Annotated in this window: 20 protein-coding genes; 4 read left to right on the top strand and 16 right to left on the bottom strand. The window is 68.4% G+C overall.

Going from position 1 to position 20,732, the window contains the following annotated elements:
- Positions 1-55: 55 nt before the first annotated feature.
- A complete protein-coding gene (locus ACZZZQ_RS11090) occupies positions 56-829 on the bottom strand; it encodes a hypothetical protein (protein WP_463507552.1) in 774 nt (257 codons plus the stop codon).
- On the bottom strand, positions 826-1,866 hold the full coding sequence (locus ACZZZQ_RS11085; RefSeq protein ID WP_463507551.1) for a Gfo/Idh/MocA family protein: 1,041 nt from the start codon (positions 1,864-1,866) through the stop codon (positions 826-828). The genes ACZZZQ_RS11090 and ACZZZQ_RS11085 overlap by 4 nt, the downstream gene beginning before the upstream one ends.
- Before the next feature lie 130 nt (positions 1,867-1,996).
- Between ACZZZQ_RS11085 and ACZZZQ_RS11080 the strand changes: the two genes are divergently transcribed.
- From ACZZZQ_RS11080 to ACZZZQ_RS11070, 3 genes are all read left to right on the top strand, one after another.
- On the top strand, positions 1,997-3,268 hold the full coding sequence (locus tag ACZZZQ_RS11080; RefSeq protein ID WP_187250194.1) for an ROK family protein: 1,272 nt from the start codon (positions 1,997-1,999) through the stop codon (positions 3,266-3,268).
- A gap of 139 nt (positions 3,269-3,407) precedes the next feature.
- Positions 3,408-3,818 (top strand): hypothetical protein, encoded by a 411-nt coding sequence (locus tag ACZZZQ_RS11075; protein ID WP_463507550.1) that lies wholly within the window; start codon positions 3,408-3,410, stop codon positions 3,816-3,818.
- Positions 3,819-3,832: 14 nt separating this feature from the next.
- Entirely contained in the window at positions 3,833-4,837 is a 1,005-nt protein-coding gene (locus tag ACZZZQ_RS11070; RefSeq protein ID WP_463507549.1) for an apurinic/apyrimidinic endonuclease family protein, read from the top strand.
- A 69-nt stretch (positions 4,838-4,906) separates the two neighbouring features.
- Here ACZZZQ_RS11070 and ACZZZQ_RS11065 read toward each other — a convergent pair whose 3' ends face one another.
- The 12 genes from ACZZZQ_RS11065 to ACZZZQ_RS11010 all read right to left on the bottom strand — a co-directional run bounded on the left by ACZZZQ_RS11065 (position 4,907) and on the right by ACZZZQ_RS11010 (position 16,674).
- Entirely contained in the window at positions 4,907-5,776 is an 870-nt protein-coding gene (locus ACZZZQ_RS11065; RefSeq protein WP_187250192.1) for a ThuA domain-containing protein, read from the bottom strand.
- Positions 5,776-6,792, bottom strand: coding sequence for a sugar phosphate isomerase/epimerase family protein (locus ACZZZQ_RS11060; RefSeq protein ID WP_187250191.1), 1,017 nt, complete (start codon positions 6,790-6,792; stop codon positions 5,776-5,778). The genes ACZZZQ_RS11065 and ACZZZQ_RS11060 overlap by 1 nt, the downstream gene beginning before the upstream one ends.
- Before the next feature lie 54 nt (positions 6,793-6,846).
- On the bottom strand, positions 6,847-8,055 hold the full coding sequence (locus ACZZZQ_RS11055) for a Gfo/Idh/MocA family protein (RefSeq protein WP_463507548.1): 1,209 nt from the start codon (positions 8,053-8,055) through the stop codon (positions 6,847-6,849).
- Complete coding sequence (locus ACZZZQ_RS11050) at positions 8,052-8,468, bottom strand: C-glycoside deglycosidase beta subunit domain-containing protein (protein ID WP_120493741.1); 417 nt, start codon at positions 8,466-8,468, stop codon at positions 8,052-8,054. The genes ACZZZQ_RS11055 and ACZZZQ_RS11050 overlap by 4 nt, the downstream gene beginning before the upstream one ends.
- A gap of 13 nt (positions 8,469-8,481) precedes the next feature.
- On the bottom strand, positions 8,482-9,507 hold the full coding sequence (locus tag ACZZZQ_RS11045; RefSeq protein WP_120493742.1) for a sugar phosphate isomerase/epimerase family protein: 1,026 nt from the start codon (positions 9,505-9,507) through the stop codon (positions 8,482-8,484).
- Positions 9,504-10,616 carry a sugar phosphate isomerase/epimerase family protein gene (locus tag ACZZZQ_RS11040; RefSeq protein ID WP_463499313.1) on the bottom strand — a complete coding sequence of 371 codons (1,113 nt, stop codon included), beginning with the start codon at positions 10,614-10,616 and terminating at the stop codon, positions 9,504-9,506. The genes ACZZZQ_RS11045 and ACZZZQ_RS11040 overlap by 4 nt, the downstream gene beginning before the upstream one ends.
- On the bottom strand, positions 10,613-11,023 hold the full coding sequence (locus ACZZZQ_RS11035) for a C-glycoside deglycosidase beta subunit domain-containing protein (protein ID WP_187250188.1): 411 nt from the start codon (positions 11,021-11,023) through the stop codon (positions 10,613-10,615). Before ACZZZQ_RS11035 ends, ACZZZQ_RS11040 begins: the two co-directional genes overlap by 4 nt.
- 67 nt (positions 11,024-11,090) lie before the next feature.
- Entirely contained in the window at positions 11,091-12,611 is a 1,521-nt protein-coding gene (locus tag ACZZZQ_RS11030) for a GMC oxidoreductase (protein WP_187250187.1), read from the bottom strand.
- On the bottom strand, positions 12,608-13,402 hold the full coding sequence (locus ACZZZQ_RS11025) for a TIM barrel protein (protein WP_463507547.1): 795 nt from the start codon (positions 13,400-13,402) through the stop codon (positions 12,608-12,610). Before ACZZZQ_RS11025 ends, ACZZZQ_RS11030 begins: the two co-directional genes overlap by 4 nt.
- Before the next feature lie 89 nt (positions 13,403-13,491).
- Positions 13,492-14,328, bottom strand: coding sequence for a carbohydrate ABC transporter permease (locus ACZZZQ_RS11020; protein ID WP_187250185.1), 837 nt, complete (start codon positions 14,326-14,328; stop codon positions 13,492-13,494).
- Positions 14,329-14,391: 63 nt separating this feature from the next.
- A complete protein-coding gene (locus tag ACZZZQ_RS11015; RefSeq protein ID WP_463507546.1) occupies positions 14,392-15,288 on the bottom strand; it encodes a carbohydrate ABC transporter permease in 897 nt (298 codons plus the stop codon).
- A gap of 84 nt (positions 15,289-15,372) precedes the next feature.
- A complete protein-coding gene (locus tag ACZZZQ_RS11010) occupies positions 15,373-16,674 on the bottom strand; it encodes an ABC transporter substrate-binding protein (RefSeq protein WP_120493749.1) in 1,302 nt (433 codons plus the stop codon).
- 230 nt (positions 16,675-16,904) lie between these two features.
- Between ACZZZQ_RS11010 and ACZZZQ_RS11005 the strand changes: the two genes are divergently transcribed.
- On the top strand, positions 16,905-17,846 hold the full coding sequence (locus ACZZZQ_RS11005) for a LysR family transcriptional regulator (protein WP_187250182.1): 942 nt from the start codon (positions 16,905-16,907) through the stop codon (positions 17,844-17,846).
- Positions 17,847-17,862: 16 nt separating this feature from the next.
- Here the strand turns inward: ACZZZQ_RS11005 and ACZZZQ_RS11000 are convergent, their stop codons facing one another.
- Both ACZZZQ_RS11000 and ACZZZQ_RS10995 read right to left on the bottom strand, forming a co-directional pair.
- A complete protein-coding gene (locus tag ACZZZQ_RS11000) occupies positions 17,863-19,341 on the bottom strand; it encodes a C-glycoside deglycosidase beta subunit domain-containing protein (RefSeq protein ID WP_463507545.1) in 1,479 nt (492 codons plus the stop codon).
- Between the two features lie 20 nt (positions 19,342-19,361).
- On the bottom strand, positions 19,362-20,669 hold the full coding sequence (locus ACZZZQ_RS10995) for a C-glycoside deglycosidase beta subunit domain-containing protein (RefSeq protein WP_187250180.1): 1,308 nt from the start codon (positions 20,667-20,669) through the stop codon (positions 19,362-19,364).
- Between the last annotated feature and the right edge of the window lie 63 nt (positions 20,670-20,732).

The raw sequence follows: 20,732 nt of genomic DNA, 5'->3' as shown, positions 1-20,732 counted from the left end.
TCTACTTTTGTCGGATATCGGCTATTCAGGAATCCCGATGTGGCTATGCGCGGAATCAGCCTCGTTTATCCGTTCCCCACATCCCCTCAGCGAGCTGCACGTCGTGCCGGAACTCCCGGACATCCGCCGGAAGCGTGCCCTGCAGCGCTGCGTGGATCGCTCGACGGAGTGCGAGCCGCTCACCCGACTCATGCCGCCGAGGCAGGCGCAGCACGCCGTCGGCGCTGCTCGACTCCACGCTTCTCACATCGGTCGCCGCGTCGAGATCGACCTCGATGCGCGTCTCTCCGACGGCGAGTGCCCGGAGCCGCGGTCGCCCTCGGCCGACCAGCGCCGAGACCGTCAGCGCGGCCGCCGTTCCCGACGTCGGTTCCTCGAGCAGGGCGATCAGCCCGTGCGGCAGCGCCGCTGCCGTCCGCAGCTCGAGATCGCCTCCGCCGAGCACCCGCAGCCAGCCGACCGCATCCCTCGTCAGTTCGCCCATCGCTGGCGCCGCTCCGGCTGCATCGACGGTCAGCTGACGCGCCGGGACGGCGACCGCCGCGTCGGCGACGACGTCGGCCCGCAGCCACGGACGGTCCAGCACCACCGGTGCGCCCTCGGCGACAGCCTCGAGATCGCCGATCTCCGCCGCATCCGTCGAGACCGGATTCCCGACGAGCACCGCGGCCGCGCCCCGGCGCACGGCCTCGACCGCCCGCCCCGGCCACCCCGAGGCGCCGTCGACCACGACGACCGCACCGGAGGCCGTGGACGTCGCACGCGCTCGCAGTGGCAGCTCGGCGAGTGCCGCCGCATATCCGGCCGTCGCTCCGGTGACCCCGATCATCGCGTCATCCCCTCGCGCACGGCGGTGGCTGCGGCATCCGCCAGGTCGATCGCGTAGTGCGCATCGGCGAGCATCTCGTCGTACTCGACCGCGTCGGCGCCCGCGGCGAGCGACGCCATCGCCCGCCACTCGGCCAGATAGCCGTCATCGGGCAGCGGCGGGTACTCCGACACCCGGCCGTCGACATGGCGCACTCGTGCTCGCGCGCTGCCGTCGTGCACGAAAGCCGGAGGGAACTCGATGTCGATCAGATCGCGTCCGGTCGCGACCGAGAAGCGCCAGAGCGCCTCCGCCCCCTCGCGCAGCATCACCGCGGTGAGGCGGACGAGCACGTCGCCGGCGATGAATCCCACGCAGTACCCGATGGGGGCGACGGGACGCGCGAACACCACCCGATCGACACGCGGCGCGAGGTCTCGTAGCAGGGGGAGATCGTGGATGCCGAGGCCGAGGATCAGCTGCCGGACCACGGCCGAGGAGAACCCCGGATCCTTCCAGTCCGGCGCGGGTCGGGCAGGTGCGGCACCCGGCAGTGACTCCGTGACGACGTCGTGGTATCGGCCGTTCGGCGGCAGCGCGGCGGTGATCGAGACCGCGCGCACCGGAGCCTGCTCGGCGGCGATGTGATGCCGAGCCCTGCCCCATGCCGGATCGAAGAGGTGATTCGTCCCGACGACGAGCGCCGTGCCGGCTCGACGGCATGCGTCCATCACGGCATCAGCGTCGTCTCTGGTGAGCGCGATGGGTTTCTCGCACAGGATCGCGCGCACGCCGGCGGCCACCGCATCGAGTATCTGAGCCGCATGCTGCTCAGGGGGCGAGCAGATCGCGACCACCTCGACCTCGGGATCGGCGAGAAGCGCGGCCGTGCCCGCTGAGTACCGCGCTCCTGTGCGCTCGGCGAGGGCCTCGGCTCGTCCGCTGCCGCCGTCGGCGATGTGCACGACGCGGAACAGCTCCGGCAGGCGATCGAGGGTGGGCAGATGCAGGGCCGACACCCCCGGGCCCGCTCCGATGATTCCGACGCCTCTCGTCATCAGATCGTTCCTCTCGGGAAGCATCAGGCCTCCATCGGCTTATGTTGGAACTGTACCTAAGTCTGTCCGCGCACGACAATAGATGACGCGATGAACGCGGAATCCGACAGACCCTGTGTGAAAATCGGGTATGGCTAGTGAGTCCACCCTCCGATTCGGCGCGCAGACCGATGAGATGACGAGTCTCCTGCGCATCGTCAACCTCGTTCGCACGGGCGAGGCGGTGACCAGACCCGAGATCGGTCGCCTGACCGGACTGGGGCGAGGCGTCGTCGCCCAGCGGGTCGACCACGCGATCGAAGTCGGGTTCCTGCAGGACGGGGAGTTCGCGCCGTCGTCCGGCGGCAGAGCGCCACGCACGCTGCGCTTCCGCGCCGAACGCGGGCGAGTGATCGTCTGCGCGCTCGGAGCCCTGCACATCCACGTGGGTCTCGCCGACCTCGACGGCGCGATCCTCGCCGACTCGCATCGCGCCTGGGACATCGCCCGGGGACCCGAGGAGACCCTCGACGAGGCGATGTCGATGATCGACCGCCTGGTCGCGGAGGACGCCGCGCCCGGCACGCCCGTCTGGGCCATCACCGTCGGCGTTCCGGGCCCCGTGGACTTCACCTCCGGCCGCCCGGTCGCGCCGCCCATCATGCCCGGCTGGAACGGCTTCGACATCCGCACCCGGTTCGAGGAGCGCTTCGACGCCCCGACATGGGTCGACAACGACGTGAACATCCTCGCCTTCAGTGAGCGCGAGCGTCGCGAGAACGACAGCATCGACCTCATCTACTGCAAGATCGGCTCGGGAATCGGCGCCGGGCTCCTTTCTCGTGGGCGCGTGCATCGCGGCGCGAACGGCGCGGCCGGTGACATCGGTCACGTGCGCGTCCTCGACTCCGAAGAGCTGTGCCGGTGTGGCAAGGTCGGCTGCCTCGAGGCCGTGGCCGGGGGCTGGGCGCTCGTGCGCGACGCTCAGCGGGCGCTCGACGAGGGCGGCGGTGGAGCTCTGGCGAAGCGGGTCGCCGACGGAGAGGCAATCACGCCGGAGTCGATCTCCCGCGCCGCCGAGGGCGGCGACGCCCTCGCGATCTCCCTGATCCGCAAGTCCGCGCGGGTGGCGGGCGAATCGATCGCGACCCTGGTCAACGTGTTCAACCCGAGCATCATCGTGATCGGCGGCGCCGTGGCCGCCGCGGGCGAGCTCTTCCTGGCGGAGGTGCGGCAGCGGGTCTACGAGCTCTCCCTGCCTCTCGCGACGCGCGACCTGTCGATCGTGAACTCGCTCAACGACCAGCGCGAGCCCCTGCGCGGTGGCGCCGCGCTCGCTCGGGAAGAGCTGTTCGACGAGACCTTCCCCCGGTGGTTCGCCGACGGGGCGCCGACGGTCGCGCGCATCCACTCGGTGGACTGAGTCCCTCACTCTCGCACTTCTTCCTATTTCAGACATAAGCAGGTATGTTCTGAACTGAAGTCGAACGAGAGGCGTCGAAGATGATGCATGCCATGCCGGGCGAGTGCTCGGATGCCGCCGCAGACCACAGAGGCGCACCGTGCTCGACGCGCTGACGGCGAGTTCACTCGTCGAGGATGCGACCGGCGCTGTCCTCAGGCTCGCACTGCCGTGGATCCGGGCGCTGCCCCTCGCCGCCGTGCGAGACGTCGAGGTGCACATCGACGGCGTGCCGGTTCCGCACCTCCGTGTCGTTCTCGGTCAGCGCGACATCGCACCCGCCGACCTCGCGCACGAGGACGGCTGGTGGTTCGTGCAGGACCGGCTCGCGCTGCGGCTCGGACGGCGTCTCTCCGCGGGCACGCACTCGGTGCGGGTCTCCTTCCGTCTGGCCGTCCCCTACCTGCAGAAGGGCCCGGACGGTCCTCTGATCCTTCCCTTCCACTTCGCCCGCGACCTCGACACCGTGACCCCGGGCGCCAGCGCCGATGCGGCACGCGACGTCGCCTGACCCGGAGACCGCACATGACGACCGCACTTCCCTCCGACTGGACGCTCTCTGCGAGCGCCTTCAACTGGTCCTCCGAGATCGTGCGTGCAGAGCGCACCGCTCCGGACATCGCGATCGGAATCGTGGCGGAGGGCATCGCCTCGGTCATCGAGGTCGAGCTGGGCCAGCTGTGGCGCTCCTATCCGGTGCCGACCGACGCCGAGGCCGAAGCGCTGCGCGAGTCGCTCGCCGCAGTGGGCGGTCGGGTGAGCATCGTCGGCGCGAGCATCGACGACTGGGACCTGCCTGCCCGACGGCGCAGCGACGCCGAGAGACTCGCGTTCCTGCTGCCTCAGCTGCGGGCCGCGCATCGACTGGGCGCCTCGGGACTCCGTCTGCCGATCGGACAGGCGGGTCCCGCGCTGCTGGCCGACCTGCTGCCGCACCTCCATGAGCTCGACCTCGTGCTGTTCGAAGAAGCGCAGGGCCGCCAGACCCCGTCGGCCCACACTGCGGACTACGACACCGTCGCGGCGATCGACGACTCTCGCGTTCGGCTGCTGATCGACATCAGCATGCTCATGCCGGCGCTGCCCACGACCTACCTCGAGCGCCTGAGCTCGGGCGGGATCCCGCCCGAGCTGATCTCCCGGCTCACCCACGACTGGCGCGAGGCCGAGACGCATGACGCCGTGATGGATCTGCTGCGGTCGGGCGGCGTGCCCGGTCCGGTGCACACGCTCTACATGGACATGCTCGTGCGCTTCGGGCGTTCGGATGCCGCGGAGCTGCGCGGCATCCTTCCCCTCGTCGGCGCCTTCCATCTGAAGTTCTGGGATCTGGACGACGCGGACCACCGCATCTCCACGCCGATCCAGGCTCTGGGCGCCGAGCTGGCGGGGCGCGACTTCCGCGGCACCTTCACGAGCGAGTGGGGCGGGCTCGAATGGCTCGACGACGACGCGGCCGAGATGACCCGCGCGCACCTGGCACTGGCCGGCACGGCGCTCGGGATCGGCGTCTCGTCGGCCCGCGTCTGACCGGAGCACGAACACGGCCTCGAGCCTCCTGATCGGAGGCTCGAGGCCGTCGCCTGTTCGAGGTCGCGGTCAGCCCTCGCGGTTGTAGTACGGCCAAGGCAGGAATCGACGGTCGCCGCGCCGATCCGGCCCCTCGAGGCTCACCTCGCCCGTGGCCGCCCACTCGACGCCGCGCGGGAACATCCTGATGAACTCGATGCGCCGGAACGTGTCGATGTCGTGACCGATGGTGATCGTGAAGCTGCGGCCCGAGCCGTAGTCGTTGATCCAGGCGATCGGCTGATCGGTGTTCATCCCGGGCAGCGCTGCGATGCCCTCCGCGGGAATCGCGACGGGATAGTGCGACATCGGCCAGACGGGCGCCTTCTCGTACGACTCGAGATCGTCGAAGGTCGTCAGCAGAACCTGCGCACCCTCATACAGCTCGACCCCGACGAGGATGTCGTCGCCCGTCACGGTCCACGTCTCAGTGATGCCGTCGGTGATCGCGTGACGTGGCTCCGTCGTGCGCAGCAGCGCCTCACCCCACGGACGGGGACGGATGCCGGTCGGCACGCTGAGCTTCGCACCGCGCATGACGTTGTACTCCTCGGGGTAGCCCCAGTCATCCTCCTGCACCGCCGAGCCGTGGAACCACACGATGCCCTTGCCCCGGTCGTGCACGAATCGCAGCAGCGCGGCATCCGTCTCCGGCCCGAAGCCGACGGCCCTGTCGTGGTAGCCGTCCCGCCCCTCGAAGACGACGATGATCACGTCGTATTTGTCGATGATCTCGGCGCCGAGGCCGCGCGGATCTTCGATCACGCGCACGCGGAAGCGCCCGGTGTCTTCGAGCAGCGTCGTCAGCCACTGATTGTGGGTGCGGAAGCTGCGGTGCTCGTTGTCGTGCTCGATCGTCATGTGCCCCGAGAGGATGAGCACGTTCAGAACGTCGGCCATCAGGCGGTCTCGTCGACCTTCGAGGAGAACGCCGAGTCGAAGGCGGCATCCGGAGGCGTGATCGCGGCGAGCCCGCGAACGAACGCGAGCGCCTCCGGTGCGCCGTGCAGGCGGTCCATGCCGGCGTCCTCCCACTCCACGCTCGTCGGGCCGGTGTAGCCGATCGCGTTGAGCGCACGGAACAGCGGCTCCCACTTCACGGCCCCGTGGCCGGTCGACACGAACGTCCAGCCGCGGCGCGGGTTGGCCCACGCGAGGTGCGAGCCCAGCACGCCGTTACGGCCGTCGAGGTTGGTGATCGACTCCTTCACGTGGACGTGGAAGATGTGCTCGGCGAAGTCGAGCACGAACGCGACGGAGTCCAGCTGCTGCCAGACGAAGTGCGAAGGATCGAAGTTGAACCCGAAGCTCTTGCGATGCCCGATCGCGTCGAGGGTCGCCTTCGCGGTCCAGTAGTCGTAGGCGATCTCCGAGGGGTGCACCTCGAGAGCGAAGCGCACCCCGACCTCCTCGAACACATCGAGGATCGGATTCCAGCGGTCGGCGAAGTCGCGGTATCCGGCGGCGATGAACTCGTCGGATGCCGGGGGGAACATCGCCACGGCCTTCCAGATGCTCGATCCCGTGAAGCCGTTCACCGTGGCGACGCCGAGCTTCGCCGCGAACCGGGCGGTGTCCTTCAGATCCTCCGCGGCCCGCTGACGCACGCCCTCGGGGTCTCCGTCACCCCAGACCCGGTCCGACAGGATGTCGCGGTGGCGCACGTCGATCGGATCGTCGCACACCGCCTGCCCGGTGAGATGGTTCGAGATCGCCCATACCCCGAGGCCGTTGCGCTCGAGGATGTCGCGACGACTCTGCACATAGGCGTCGTCGTCCCAGCGGGAGACATCGATGTGATCACCCCAGCAGGCGATCTCGAGTCCGTCGTACCCCCACTCCCCCGCCAGGCGCGCGACCTCCTCGAACGGGAGGTCGGCCCACTGACCGGTGAACAGCGTGATCGGACGTGCCATGAACGACTCCTTCGTAGAACGGATGGCGATGTGTGACTGCGGTGGGTGGAGGACTCAGCGGATGCCGACCGGCGCCTCGGTGCGCACGCGCACCCAGGCCGCATCGTCTGCCGCGCTGCGCTCGACCGCATCGAGCACCCGCTGGACTCCGAGGCCCTCCGCGAAGCTCGGATGCGGCGCGGTGCCGTCGTGGATCCCGCGCACCAGATCGACCACCTGATGCGTGAAGCCGTGCTCGTAGCCGAGCATGTGGCCCGCGGGCCACCACGCGGCGACGTAGGGGTGCGCCGCCTCGGTGACGATGATCTTCGTGAAGCCCTGTCGGTCGTCGGGAAGGGTGCGGTCGTAGAACTGCAGACTGTTGAGGTCCTCCAGGTCGAACGCCAGTGCGCCCCGGTCTCCCGACACCTCGATCGTCAGCGCGTTCTTGCGGCCGGTCGCGAAGCGCGTGGCCTCGAAAGAGGCCAGCGCCCCTCCCGAGAGCCGGCCGGTGAACAGCGCGAGATCGTCGACGGTGACGTCGCCGTAGCCCGCCCCGGCAGTGCCGGACAGCCCGGATCCCCCCGCGCTCAGCGGACGTCGAGACACGATCGTCTCGGTGACGCCGGTCACGGCCTCCACCGTCTGCCCCGTGACGAACTGCGTGAGGTCGATGATGTGGGCGCCGATGTCTCCCAGCGCCCCGGAACCCGCGTGCTCCTTCTGCAGACGCCAGGCGAGCGGCATCTCGGGGTCGACGAGCCAGTCCTGCCGGTAGGTGGCCCGCACCTGCTGCACGCGCCCGATCACCCCCTCCGCGATCAGATCGCGCAGGAAGGTGGCAGCGGGGACGCGCCGATAGGTGAAGCCGACCATCGAGACCACGCCGTGCTCGGCCGCGCGTGCGGCGGCATCCGCCATCGCCTCAGCCTCCTCGACCGTGTTGGCGAGGGGCTTCTCGCAGAGCACGTGCTTGCCCGCATCGAGCGCGGCGATCGCGATCTCGGCGTGCGAGTCACCGGGCGTGACGATGTCGACGATGTCGATGTCGGGCCGGGCGATGACCTCGCGCCAGTCCGTCGACGTCTCGGCCCACCCCCACTGCTCGGCGGCTCGCTGCACGGAGTCGGCCGTGCGACCGACGAGAACCGCCATCTCCACGTCATCAGGCAGGTCGAACATCCGCGGCGCCTGACGCCAGCCCACCGAGTGGGCCGCGCCCATGAAACCGTGGCCGATCATCGCGACACGCAGCGCGCGGCCGGTCGCCGGCTCTCGGGTCATGCGAGCACGACCTCGCGCTGCACCGGGACGCGGTTGGTGACGTAGCGCCCGGGGCCGCCGTCGACGCCCGGCATGATCTGCATGTAGAGCAGACGCATGGTCAGCACGACCTCGACGGTGAGGGCGTCGCCCGCCTGCGGCACCGGGTCGAGGTCGATGAGGACCTCAGGGCGCTCGGCGACGAACCACAGCGTCTCGTGCTGCTCGGGCAGCTCATCGACGCGGTAGGTGCGCCCCTCGAGCTCGAACCGCAGCGACTCGGTCGGGATGTCGACGCCGTTCACACGGGCGGCGACGCCGTCGACGGCCGACAGCCAGAGGCTGCGGTACCAGGGCAGCTGCACCGCGACGGCGATGCCGGTGTCGGTGCGGCGGACGTCCTTCTCGGAGAACAGGGAGTTGTGAGTGGCCATGAGTGTCTCCGATTCAGACCGCGACTGCGGTCTCTTCGATCGCACGACGCATGAGGTCGTGCTGCTTCTTGACGAGGTCGATGGGGTCGCTCTCGCCGAGGTCCGAGAACGCGTGACCCTCCCACTCGCTCGAGAGGTACCCCTGGTATCCGCCCTCGACGAACTGGCGCACGATGCGGGGGATGTCCATCGCGGGCTCCTCCCCGTCGGGGCCGATGTCGTAGAACTTGGCGTGCACGTGGAAGATCTGCGGCATGATGTCGAGCCATTCCTCCGGCGGCACAAGGCCGTGCATGTTGAACGCCAGGCGCGTGAAGGGTCCGAGGCGCGCGAAGTCGAAGTTCTCCGACGTCAGGAAGTCCTCGAACTTCTGATTGCGCACGTGCATGGGCGTCGGCTCATGCCAGATCTCGTCCATGACGGCGAAGTACTCCTCGGGCATGCCCATCTGCCGCATGGTGCGCAGAAGGGTGGGCGAGAGCGAGTGCATGGTCGACGAGAAGTCGGCGGTGAAGCCCAGTCGATCGGACTGCAGCTCGTCGTACATCTCGCGCATCTGCAGCACCTGCGGGTTGTTCGGACCCGACGGCGCATGGATCTCGTAGCCGAGCTTCTGGTCGTACTTCTCCGCCAACGGCAGCAGACTGCGCAGCAGCTCCTTGCCGTGCGAGCGGATGACGACCTTCTTGAAGCCGAGCGTGTGCGCGGTCTTGAGCTGTCGGGCCAGGAAGTCGTGCTCCTCGTCGGGGGTCATGTCGCGATCCTTGCGGCGGCCCATGTCGAGGTTCGTGCCGATCGCACTCGGCTCGAACCCGTAGCGGTCCATGCTGTCGCGCCAGAGCCGCACGAAGTCGTCGTCGACATCGGGGTAGGTGCGCAGCATCTGCGCGATGTTGAACTCGATCCCGGGGCCCAGGCCGTGGTCTGCGGCGGCCTTGATGAGCGTCTCGGGGGTGTAGAGCCCCGCGGCGAACTCGGAGGTGAGCGAGTAGAGCGTGATGCCCAGCTTGATGCCGGTGCCGGCGATTCCGTCGGTCATGCGCGGAGTCCCTTCGTGAGAGCGTGCGGGAGGTGGGCGGCGAGCGCGCGGTGCGCCTCGGCCGCGTCGGTGATCATGCGGCTGCCGGCGTTCTCGGCCGCGGAGCGCTGAACGGCCTGCTCGCCGGCGATGATCTCGAACGGGCTCTGCCAGTGGTTCCAGTGCCAGCCCTCGTATTCGCTCGACACGGCACCGGAGTAGCCGTTCTCGACGAGCAGCGTGATGAGGTCGCGCACCGGCACCGACGGCTCTTCGCCGTTCTCGTCGATTCCGAAGAACTTGCCGTGCACGTGCTTCACCCACGGCATGATCTCGAGCCAGTCGTCGACGCGCGCGGGTCCGAACAGGCCGGTGCCGTTGATGCCGAAGTCGATGCCGAGGTCGGGTCGACCGTTCTGGGCGGCGAGTCCGATGAAGGATCCGAAGCGCTGCCCGTGCACCGCCTGATCCGCCGGCGGGCCCTGCTCGTAGTAGGTGTTCCACAGGTCGACGACCTTGCCCAGCAGCTCCTCCGACGCACCACGCCGGCGGTAGGCCTCGATGAGCGAGGGCGCGAAGCCCGAGACCGTGGCGCCCCAGTCCATGGTGAATCCGAGGAAGGGCGATCCGACCTTCTCGTAGCGGTCGCGGAGCGCCAGGATGCGCGGATGCGAGGCGTACTGATCGGCATGCACCTCGAGGGCGAGCGTCACCCCGTGCTCCTCGGCGATCGGCGCGAGCGCCTCCATCGAGTCCGGGGTGATCGAGATCTGCACGCGGGCGATCGGGAAGCCGAGCTTCGCCGCCGCCTTGATCTGCAGGGTCATGTAGTCGATGAGCTCGTCCTGCGTCAGCAGACGATCGCGATGGATGCCGATGTCGGCGTTCACGGCGAGCGAGGTGGTGACCAGGCCGACCTCGTCGATCAGGTCGCGGAACCACCCGGCGAAGGAGTCCTCGATGTGCGGGAAGCCGCGGAAGCTCGAGAAGCCGATGATCTCGAGACCGGGCCCGTAGCCCTCGTCCGCCACCTTGCGGATCAGCTGCTCGAGGTCGTATTCGCGACCGTGGAAGGCGCGGGTGAAGCTGTAGAGCGTGACGCCCTGGATGGGTGTGCCCTGAGCGGTCATGCCGCCACCTCCTGTGCCTGACGCGCGGTCATGGTCTTGGTGTCGTGCTCTTCGATGTGCAGCGTCTCGGTGTCCGAGATGATGATGTAGGGGATGTACAGCGTCAGGTCGACCCGCACCTCGTGCTCATCGTCCGCCGTGATCGGCAGGTCGCCCGAGAGCACCGCCGAGTCGACGGGGAACCACCACTCCCCCGTCTCATCGAGGAGCTCGTCGAAGCGGAACTCCCGACCGTTCATGCGCCAGCGCAGCGAGTCGGACGGCGCCTCGACGCCGTCGATGGTGAGCGTCGCTCCGGCGATGCAGCTGCCGGGCAGAGCGCGGTACCAGGGGAGGCGCACCTCCACCGACGCGCGTGTGCCGTCGACGGCGAGCGTGCCTTGTTCGATGATGCGATCGGGGATCACGTGCTTCTCCTTGACTACTTTGTCTTGATTTGAACAGACTAATGTAGTTTTCCTGCATAAGCAAGAGTCAGCGCAGAGATCCGGCGATCTTCCTCGCCCCGCGCACGGCGAGAGCGACCGAGGTCAGCGTCGGATTGCAGGCCGTCGACGTGGGGATCACGTTGTTCCCCGCGACGAAGAGGCCGGGGATGCCCCACACCTCGCTGTCCGGCGAGCAGACGCTGCGACCATCGTCGGTCTGGCCCATGCGCGTGCTGCCCTGATAGTGCAGCGAGGCCCCGGCCGGCATCGTGAACGGACGCTCGTCGAGAGGGTCCCCCACAGCGCGACCCAGGCGCACGATCTCCTCACGGGCACGATCCATCACCGCGTGATCGTGCGGCGTGAGCGTGTAGTGGATGGTCATGGCCGGCATCCCGTAGCCGTCGACGACATCGTCCGAGAACTCGACGCGGTCGTCCCACTGCAGGTCCTTGGCACAGAACAGGCCGAGACCGACGATCGAGCCGGGGACGATCGGATCGTCCTCTGCGAGCGGCACCGGCGAGGCGTCGAGCTGCATGATCTGGCCGTGGAACGGCATCGCATCGGTGAACGGCACCCAGGTGACGCCGCTCTGCTCGCTCAGCGCGCCCGACGCTGCGACAGCATCCTCGGACCCGGCGTGCACGTCACGCAGACGCGCGGCGAACACGACCTGCGTCTGGTCGTTCAGCATGCGCCCGAGTGCTTCCGGACGGATTCCCGACGCCCACAGCACCTGCGGGGTGCGCAGTCCGTCGGCGGCGACGACCACGCACCGGGCGGCGACCGACTGCAGCGTTCCGCTGCGCAGATCACGGACCTCGACCCCCGACGCGGCGCCGCCCTCGGTCAGCACGCGTGTGACCAGCGACTCGTCGTAGAGGGTGAAGCGCGGATTCGTCCGCGTCGCGTCACCGAACACGACGTCCGACCCCGACCACACCAGGCGACCGTCGTCGCGGCGATGCACGGCCAGCGGCATCCGCTGCGCCCGATGGGCGTGGTCGCGGTCCGCGTCGACCGCGGCGGAGAGCCGTTCCCGCACGATGGTCGCGAAGGGCGACGAGTCGAACGCGTCGGTCGTCACCCCCAGCAGTCTCTCCGCCTCGGCGAGCAGCTCGTCGAGATCGGGAAGGAAGTCGATGCGCTCGCTGTCGTTGGGCCGAGGGCACGCGGCGGTCCAGTGCGCGCCCATGCCGCCGACGTTGCTCGAGAAGGCGGCGACGGGCATGCCGTCCTCGCCCTCGACGCGATAGCCGTCGGGCAGCAGGTAGGTTCCGGCACGTCCGCGGCGCTGCCCCGACTTGGCCGCACCGGGATCGGAGATCGTCGCCGCGCGCTCGCCCGGCCCCTCAGACCGCGCCTGGGCGAGAGCCCGCTGCTCGGCATCCTCGATGTTCTTCACGTGGGATCCCGGGGGATCCGACACGGTCGGCCCGACCTCGAACATCGCTATCGAGACGTCCGGTGCCAGCTCGCTCAGGATGCGCGCGTAGGCGGCGCCGTTGGGCCCGCTGCCGACGATGACGACGTCGACCGATGCGGGGTAGTCACGCGGGTTCATGCTGCCGCCGCGACCTCTCGGATGAGTCGGACCGACTCCTCGGAGGCGGTCTGCGGGTAGTACTCCAGGCCGATCGGCCCGTCGTATCCGGAGGCCCGGAGGATGCCGAAGCGTTCCGCCCAGTCGAGCGACCCGGTGCCGGGCTCCCCTCGACCGGGCGCGTCGGCGAGCTGCACGTACTTGATGACGTCGCCCGCGTTCTCCAGCTCGGCGGCCATGTCCTCCCCCTCGACCGCCGAGTGGTAGATGTCGTAGAGCACCCCGAAGTCGGGCGAGTCGACGCCTCGGGCGACGTAGACGGCCTCGGCCGTCCGATCGAGCAGCGAGCCCGGGTGGTCGACGCGCACGTTCACCGGCTCCAGCACGAGGGTGACCCCCGACCCGTCGATCTGCGCGATCGCCTTCTGATAGATCTCGATCAGCTTGTCGAGCTGCACCTGGCGCTTCCAGCCGCCGAAACCGGTGCCGCTGCCCACCACGAGGCGCGGCGTGCCCAGCTCGCTGGCGATGTCGACGCCCTCGTCGAGCTTGCGGAAGAACTCGGTGTGGTCCCACGGCGGGATCATGAACTGCGTGCGGGGCTCGGCCAGCTGAGCGGTCAGCTGCACGCCGGTCTCCTCGAGCGCTGCCTTGAGTGCGGGGATGTCCTTCGGGGTGGCGGGGGCGTCGACTCCGGTCGGCCCCCACATCTCGACGGCGGTGAATCCCGCGGCTGCGGCGGCCCTCACCCGGTCGTGGTAGTCGCCGGCCTCGGTGAAGAGGAGCTCGATATTGGGCGCAAGAAGGTACATGATGCTCGTTTCTCGACGGGACGTCGGTGCAGAGGAGGCGGTGAGAGGGGTCGGTGGAGGACGGCGAGTGCCGGAGCACCGCCGAGCGGTCAGCCTTTGAGTCCGCCCGCGAAGCCCTGGATGAAGCGCTTCTGGGCGAAGAGGTAGAACACGAGGATCGGGATCATCGACACGATGACGATCGCGAAGATCTTGTTCCACGACGAGACGAGCGAGCCGATGTAGTAGTACATCGCGACCGGGAGGGTCTGGTTCGCGGAGCCGCCGAGGAAGATCAGCGAGGTGAAGAAGTCGTTCCAGACGATCAGCCCCGCGAGGATCGCGACCGTTCCCGTGGCCGGCGACATCAGCGGCAGCACGATGCGGAAGAAGATCTGCGTGCGAGACGCTCCGTCGATCGTCGCGGCCTCCTCGTACTCGGTGCCGAGACTGCGGAAGAAGCCGGCGTAGAGGAAGATCGACAGCGGCAGCAGCATCCCGGTGTAGAGGATGACCATCCCCCAGAGCGATCCGGTGAGGCCGAGCGTGCGGGCGCCGATGTACAGGGGCACGGTGCCGAGCTGGGTCGGCAGCACGATCGCGATGAGGAACAGCATGTAGGCGGTGCGGCTCCATCGGCGGGTGCTGCGGGAGATCACGTAGCCGGTGATCGCTCCGAGCAGCACGAGGCACAGGATGCTGCCCGCGGTGATGATGATGCTGTTCACCAGCCCGAGCACGACGTTCGAGTTTCCCTGAGCGGTCAGCACCTCGACGAAGTTGCCGAGGTCGGGGCTGGTCGGAGGCGCGAGGTTCGACGAGGTGATGACCTCCTGGTCGGACTTCAGCGCCGTGGTGATCAGGAAGTAGAAGGGGGCCAGGAAGACGATCGCGATGATCCAGATGAGGACCTCGCGCAGCGCGGTGAATTTCGTGTAGCGGAACATGTCAGTCCTCCTCGGGGCGACCGTTGGTCAGACGCTGCTGGATGATGGCGAACACCAGGATGATCACGGTGAGCAGCAGCGCGAGCGCGGCACCGTATCCGAAGTTGCCGAGGGCGAACGACTCCTTGTAGACCTGCGTCGCGAGCGTCTCGGTCGCGCCCGCGGGTCCTCCCCGGTCATCGCCATGATCTGGTCGAAGATGCGGAGTCCGTTGACGAGACCGAGTGTCGTCGCGATCGCGACGGCGGGGCGGATCGACGGCAGCGTGACGTGCCAGAAGCGCTGCCACAGGTTGGCGCCGTCGATCGCGGCGGCCTCTTCGATCTCGACCGGCACCGCGGCGAGGCCCGCCATGTAGATGACCATCGCGAAGCCGATGTTCTGCCAGACGACCACCACGAGGATCGTCCAGATCGCCCACATCGGGTCGGCGACCCAGGCACGGGCGAACTCGTCGAGTCCCAGTGCCCGGAGGAACGCGTTGATCGGCCCGTTGTAGTCGAAGATGAACTTCCACACATAGGCGACCGCGAGCGGGCTGAGCACGACCGGCATGAAGAAGAGCACGCGGAGCGCGTAGCGGGTCTTCAGGCCTCGGTTCAGCCCCAGAGCCAGCGCGAGGCCGGCGATGTTGCTGAGGATCACCGACACGAACGCAAGGAAGAGCGTGTTGCCGAGGGAGCCGATCTGCGTCGGATCGCCGAAGATCTTCACGAAGTTGTCGAACCCGATCCAGGCGAACGTGCCGATTCCCGACCAGTCCGTGAAGGCGAAGAAGCCGCCGATCGTCGTGGCCACGTAGTGCACCGCGAGCACGAGGATGATCCCGGGAAGCGCCCACCACCAGTGGCCGAACTTCAGCAGACCGGGCCTGCGCGGAGCGGGCGGGCGGCGGCGTCCGTTCTGCGAGCTCTTCGGCACGATCACCAGCTCGGTCTCGGACTCTGTCCTCAGGCTCATGATTCCCTCATGTTCGTACGTCGTCGTGCGAGTTATGGGAGCGGCCGTCCGGGTGCGCGTGCGCGACCCGGACGGCCCTCGTCGTCAGTCGCCCCAGGCGTTGTCCATGTCCTGGAGCACCTGGTCGATCGTCTTCTGCCCGGTGAGCAGTCCCTGGACGCCGACCTGCAGCGCCTCGTAGACCGACGGGTTGGGCCAGATGTTGTTCGGCAGCGTGGCGTACGAGCCGTCTGCGATGAGGTCGACCACCGGCGAGTAGATGGTGTCCGAGAGGTCGAGGTTCTCGTAGCCCGAGATGGGCAGCAGGCCGGACTTCTCGTAGTACAGCTCCTGAGCCTCGTCCGTGGCGAGCCACTCGACGAACTCCTCCGCCGCGGGCTTCACCTTCGACGCCGCGTTGATCGAGATCGTGTAGTTCGAGCTGGCGAGGATGTACGGGTCTCCGCCATCCGCGGCCGGGAAGGGCTGCACCTTGAAGTCGGCCTCCGCCGGAGCGGCCGTCGCGATCTCGACCGCCGACCCCGAGGGGATGAAGCTGCCGACCGAGGTGCCCTGGGCGAGACCGTTGGTGATGGCGTCGAAGCCGCCGCCCTCGGCGCCGGGCTGGAAGCAGCCGCCGTCCTTCAGATCGATGAGGGTCTGGAGGGTGTCCTTCCACCCGTCGGACTCGGCGAACGTCGTGTCGCCGTCGGCGCGCTTGGTGTTCCAGTCGGGGTCTTCGGCGTAGACGCGCGTGGCCGCGATGCCCTGGGCGGTGAGTCCCGCGTTCGGTCCGGCGGCACCCGCGAGGGCCAGCAGCGACTTGCCGTCGGCCGAGAGGGCGTCGCAGGCCGCGTAGAGCGACTCCTCGTCGGTCGGGAACTCGTCCAGTCCGTTCATCGCGGCCGTGCCCATGCTGGCGACGACCGCCGCGATGGTGAAGTCCATCGGCTGGCCGTAGGTCTCGCCGTCGATCTCGAAGATCGGCTCGCTTCCCGCCGGCACGAGGCCCGTCGCGGTGTCGCCCAGCGGCTCGAGGAATCCTGCCTCGGCCAGCGGGATGAGACCGCGCGCATCGCCCGAGCCGGGAGTCGTCTGGATGACGTCCGAGGCGTTGCCGGCCTGCAGCTGGGTGCGTATGGTCTCGCCGTACTTGTCGTTCGGCGTCGGGTTGAGCGTGATCTTCACGTCGGGGTTCGCGTCCATGTACGCCTTGGCGAGGGACTCGTACGGGCTCTCGAGGTTGTTCGAGGTCGCGAAGGTGAAGCTGAATGCCTGGTCTCCGCCGGAGTCGCCGGTGCCGCCTTCGGGGGCGGATCCGGAGCATCCGGCGAGGATGACGATGCCCGCTGTCGCCGCGGCGAGAACGCCTGTGCGGAGGACGCGAGATCGAGAGTGCTGTGACATGTCCAGCCTTTCTGACTACGTTGTCGGGGACTCAGGGGCCTGAGTCCTGTGCTGTTCTGCCAGTATCGACCCGATTGGTCAGAAACACACATAAGTGCTTTGGATGCATCGCATAAGTCCGCCTGAACGGGGCCGGGAACCCATCCAGCGCACCGATGGTCGCCCCCGGCCGGATAGATTCGGTCGATAGGATGGGGCAACGCAACCCGATGCCGAAGGATCACACTGTGGTGACCGACCATGCCCTGCTGTCCCGACTCGACCTCAATCTGCTCGTGTCGCTCGACGCTCTGCTCACCGAGCGCAGCGTCACCAGGGCGGCGGAACGGCTGCACCTCAGCCAGCCCGCTCTGAGCGCCTCGCTGTCACGCCTGCGGACCCACTTCAACGACCAGATCCTCGCTCGACGCGGCAACACGTACGAGCTGACGCCGTTCGCCCTGCGTCTGGCCGAGCACACCACGACCGCCCTCGAAGCCGCCAGACGCGTGTTCGAGAGCCAGGCGACCTGGACCCCCGCCGAGTCGACGCGTGAGTTCTCGATCTACGGGTCCGACTACGGCTTCGCCACCATCGGCGCCGTGGTCTCGCGCTTGGCCGCCGAGCGCGGGCTCGGGGTGCGCTTCCGGTTCATGCTGCACAACCCCACCGTGGTCGAGGACGCACCGAATCGGCTGCGTTCCGTGGACGGGATGATCATCCCCCACGGGTTCCTCTCGGACCTGGCCTACGCCGACCTCTGGCGCGACGAATGGGTGGCCCTCGTCGCCGACGGCGAGCACGGTATCGACGGCGACCTGACGATGGAGCACCTCGCCGAACGCCCCTACGTGATGACCTACCAGTCGCGCACCGCGTTCACCTCGGCGAGCCGGCAGATCCAGCAGCTCGGCGTCGAGCCGCGCGTCGACGCCGTCGTCGAGAGCTTCCTCGCCCTCCCCCTCTACGTGGCGGGCACGCGTCGCATCGGCCTGATCCAGCGGGCGCTCGCGCCGCTCGCCGCACGGCTCGGCGGCGTGCGGATCGTCGAGCTCCCCTTCGAGCCCACTCCGCTGGTGCACGCGCTGTGGTGGCATCCGGTGCATGCTCGCGACCCCGAGCACGCATGGATGGTGGAGCTCTTCCAGGAGGCGGGACGCATCGTGGAGTCCGGCGCGCACGCCGACGACTGACCGCGCCCGCAGCGCGTCAGACGGCGGCCGTGACGCTGCGCATGCTCTCCCGGATCAGGTCGTGCTGGCGACGCACGAGGATGAGCGGATCCACCTCACCGAGCTCGGCGAAGGCATGACCCTCCCACTCGCTCGACCAGTAGCCCCGGTAGCCGCCCTCGACGAACACCCGCACGAGCTCGGGATAGTCGATCGCCGGCTCCTGTCCCTGCTCGTCGATGTCATAGAACTTGGCATGCACATGGGTGATCTGCGGCATGATGTCGGCCCATTCGGACGGCGCGACGTGTCCGTGCATGTTGAAGGCGAGGTGCGCGAAGGATCCCAGCCGACCCGGGTCGAAGTCGCGTCCGCGTAGGTAGCCGATGAACTCCTCCTGGCGCTCGCGCATCGTGGCGTCGGTCGCCCAGATCTCCTGCAGTCGTCCGACCGCCTCGTCATCGAGACCCGCTCGTCGCACCGCTCGGAGCAGGGTCGGAGACATCGAGTGCATGGTCGACGAGAAGTCGGCCACGAACCCGAGCAGCGGGGAGTCGAGCTCGGCATACGTCTCGCGCACGCGGAGGATCGGTTCGGAGTTCGGCCCCATCGGCGCATGGATCTCGTACGCGAGCTGGAGATCGAGCCGCTCGGCCACCGGAAGCAGCCGTCGCAGCAGCTCGGGCTTCGCGCTCTGGATGCGCACGAGCGGGAAGCCGAGCTTCTTGGCCCCCTCGAACAGGAGCTCGCTGAACTCGAACTCCTCGTCGGGCGTCATGTCGCGATCGCGTCGGCGGCCCATGTCGAGGTTGGCGCCGAACGAGCTCGCGTCGAACCCGTGGCGATCGAACGCCGCACGCCAGGTGCGCAGGAAGTCGTCGGAGACCACGGGATACGTGGGCACCATCTGCGACGCGACGATCTCGATGCCGGGGCCGATGCCCAGCTCTGCGACGCGATCGAGAAGGCCGTCGAAGTCGAACCAGCCGGCGCGGAACTCCGCGCTGGCGGAGTACAGCGTCAGCCCGAGGCGGAAGGGATCGGACTCGGTGGCCGGCGGTGGTGGCGCGGCCTCGGAGACGAGCGCGGGCGCGGCATCCGGCCCCTGCCTCACGGTCAGGTCGAGCGACTGCCGCACGACGTTGGGCACGTACATCCCCGGGCCGCCGTCCGCGCCAGGCGCGATCTGCATGTACGGCAGCCGCAGGTCGCCGGCGATGCCGATGCGATGCGCCTCGCCGAGGGCGAGCGGCCGGTCACGACACACCACGAGCAGCGGATGCTGCTGCAGGAACCAGAGCGTCTCACTCTGCTCCGGCAGCTCGTCGATCCGATAGGTGCGACCGTCGAGTTCGACGCGCAGATCCTCACCGGGCACCTCCTCTCCGTCCACCGTGACGGAGATCGTGCTGACCGACGACAGCCAGAGGCTGCGGTACCAGGGCAGGGTCAGGGCGAGGGCGACGCCGTCGGGGTGCGCGCGCAGGCTGTCCTGCTGGATGAGTCCATTGGGCATGATGCGTCCTTCGTGAGAGGTCAGTCGAGCCCTGCGACGACACGTCGCAGAAGGGAGTGCTGGCGGCGGATCTGCTCGATCGAGCGCCAGGGGTCACGGACGCCCTCGTACTCGCTGGAGAGGTAGCCCGTGTACCCGGAGTCCTTCAGCGCCCGCAGCACCGGCTCCCACGGGATCTGCTGATCGTCGAGGTTCTCGTCGATGTCGTGGAACTTCGCCTGGATGAACACGACGTACTTCGCGATGTCGGCGATGTCGGCGGGGTCGACGGCGATGCCGTCCATGAAGGCGGGACGCTGGCCCGGCAGCTCACCGGGGCGCAGCGCGATCGGTCGGTCCTGGAAGATGCCGGTGTCGAGCAGCAGGCCGAAGTGCGCCGTTCCCGTGCGCTCGATGAGGTCGATGTAGTCGTCGACGACCTCATGCTTGATGGGCGTGGGCGAGTGGATCTCGGGACAGATGATCACGTCGAGCTCGGCCGCGAGGTCGAGCGATCGTTCCACCGATTCGGTCCATGCCGGATGCGGCACCAGATCGCTCGACACGACGCCGATCTTCGGGCGCACGAATCGGAAGCCGAGCTGCTTCGCGAGTCGCAGGTCTCGCTGCAGGATCTCGGCGCCCTCCGCACCGGTCAGGTCACGGGCGTTGCGGCCGCTCGAGTGCAGTCGCGTGTCGATCCAGGATCCGTAGTTCGTCGGCTCGAGGCGATACGTGTCGAGCAGCTCGAACCAGCGATCGAGCCAGGCCGTCGACGGGGTCGGGTAGCCGGCGACGTGCCCTTCGCCGAGGATCTCTATGCCCGTGGCGCCGACGTCCGCGACGTGGCGGAAGGCGGTCTCGAGGTCGAGCACGGTGCCGAAGTCGGTCATGTAGCTGTAGAGCGAGACGCCGTACTGGAACGGGCCGCCGTCTCTGTCGGAGGTGAGGGTGATGTGCCGCGTCTCGCGGTAGGTCGACGGCTGGTGCTCGATCGGGATGTACGACATCCGCAGACGCAGTTCGATCGACACCTCGTGGATGCCGTCCGGAAGCCCGCCGGCGAGCGGCACGGTCACGACCGCGGCCTCCTCGAGCGGCCAGCGCACCCCGTCGCCGTCCCACAGCTGCTGCAGCGTGTACGTCGCACCGCCGAGCGTCCACAGCGGCACCTCGGCAGGGACATCGACGACATCGCCCACCCGCACGGCGACCCCGTCGATCAACGACGCGGACATGCCGCGATACGACGGCATGCGGAGCCTGATCTGGAATCCGGTCGTCGCTCCGCTCTCATCGCTGACGTTGCGGAAGCCGGTGGCCTGGAGGATGTCTCGTTCGAGCAGCATCGGAACTGGGTCTCCTTGTCGTGCCGCGTCGTCGCGACAGGACGAATCTATCCTCTTATGCGT

This window comes from Microbacterium sp. AC132 (genome assembly GCF_979258525.1).
The sequence above is the reverse complement of the archived record's forward strand: the minus strand, read 5'-3'. Positions and strand labels throughout refer to the sequence as shown.

Bases quoted from the DNA above. Each gene is read 5' to 3' on its own strand.
- ACZZZQ_RS11090 (WP_463507552.1), bottom strand. From the start codon at position 829: ATGATCGGGGTCACCGGAGCGACGGCCGGATATGCGGCGGCACTCGCC.
- ACZZZQ_RS11085 (WP_463507551.1), bottom strand. From the start codon at position 1,866: ATGACGAGAGGCGTCGGAATCATCGGAGCGGGCCCGGGGGTGTCGGCC.
- ACZZZQ_RS11080 (WP_187250194.1), top strand. From the start codon at position 1,997: ATGGCTAGTGAGTCCACCCTCCGATTCGGCGCGCAGACCGATGAGATG.
- ACZZZQ_RS11070 (WP_463507549.1), top strand. From the start codon at position 3,833: ATGACGACCGCACTTCCCTCCGACTGGACGCTCTCTGCGAGCGCCTTC.
- ACZZZQ_RS11065 (WP_187250192.1), bottom strand. From the start codon at position 5,776: ATGGCCGACGTTCTGAACGTGCTCATCCTCTCGGGGCACATGACGATC.
- ACZZZQ_RS11060 (WP_187250191.1), bottom strand. From the start codon at position 6,792: ATGGCACGTCCGATCACGCTGTTCACCGGTCAGTGGGCCGACCTCCCG.
- ACZZZQ_RS11055 (WP_463507548.1), bottom strand. From the start codon at position 8,055: ATGACCCGAGAGCCGGCGACCGGCCGCGCGCTGCGTGTCGCGATGATC.
- ACZZZQ_RS11050 (WP_120493741.1), bottom strand. From the start codon at position 8,468: ATGGCCACTCACAACTCCCTGTTCTCCGAGAAGGACGTCCGCCGCACC.
- ACZZZQ_RS11045 (WP_120493742.1), bottom strand. From the start codon at position 9,507: ATGACCGACGGAATCGCCGGCACCGGCATCAAGCTGGGCATCACGCTC.
- ACZZZQ_RS11040 (WP_463499313.1), bottom strand. From the start codon at position 10,616: ATGACCGCTCAGGGCACACCCATCCAGGGCGTCACGCTCTACAGCTTC.
- ACZZZQ_RS11030 (WP_187250187.1), bottom strand. From the start codon at position 12,611: ATGAACCCGCGTGACTACCCCGCATCGGTCGACGTCGTCATCGTCGGC.
- ACZZZQ_RS11025 (WP_463507547.1), bottom strand. From the start codon at position 13,402: ATGTACCTTCTTGCGCCCAATATCGAGCTCCTCTTCACCGAGGCCGGC.
- ACZZZQ_RS11020 (WP_187250185.1), bottom strand. From the start codon at position 14,328: ATGTTCCGCTACACGAAATTCACCGCGCTGCGCGAGGTCCTCATCTGG.
- ACZZZQ_RS11015 (WP_463507546.1), bottom strand. From the start codon at position 15,288: ATGAGCCTGAGGACAGAGTCCGAGACCGAGCTGGTGATCGTGCCGAAG.
- ACZZZQ_RS11010 (WP_120493749.1), bottom strand. From the start codon at position 16,674: ATGTCACAGCACTCTCGATCTCGCGTCCTCCGCACAGGCGTTCTCGCC.
- ACZZZQ_RS11000 (WP_463507545.1), bottom strand. From the start codon at position 19,341: ATGCCCAATGGACTCATCCAGCAGGACAGCCTGCGCGCGCACCCCGAC.
- ACZZZQ_RS10995 (WP_187250180.1), bottom strand. From the start codon at position 20,669: ATGCTGCTCGAACGAGACATCCTCCAGGCCACCGGCTTCCGCAACGTC.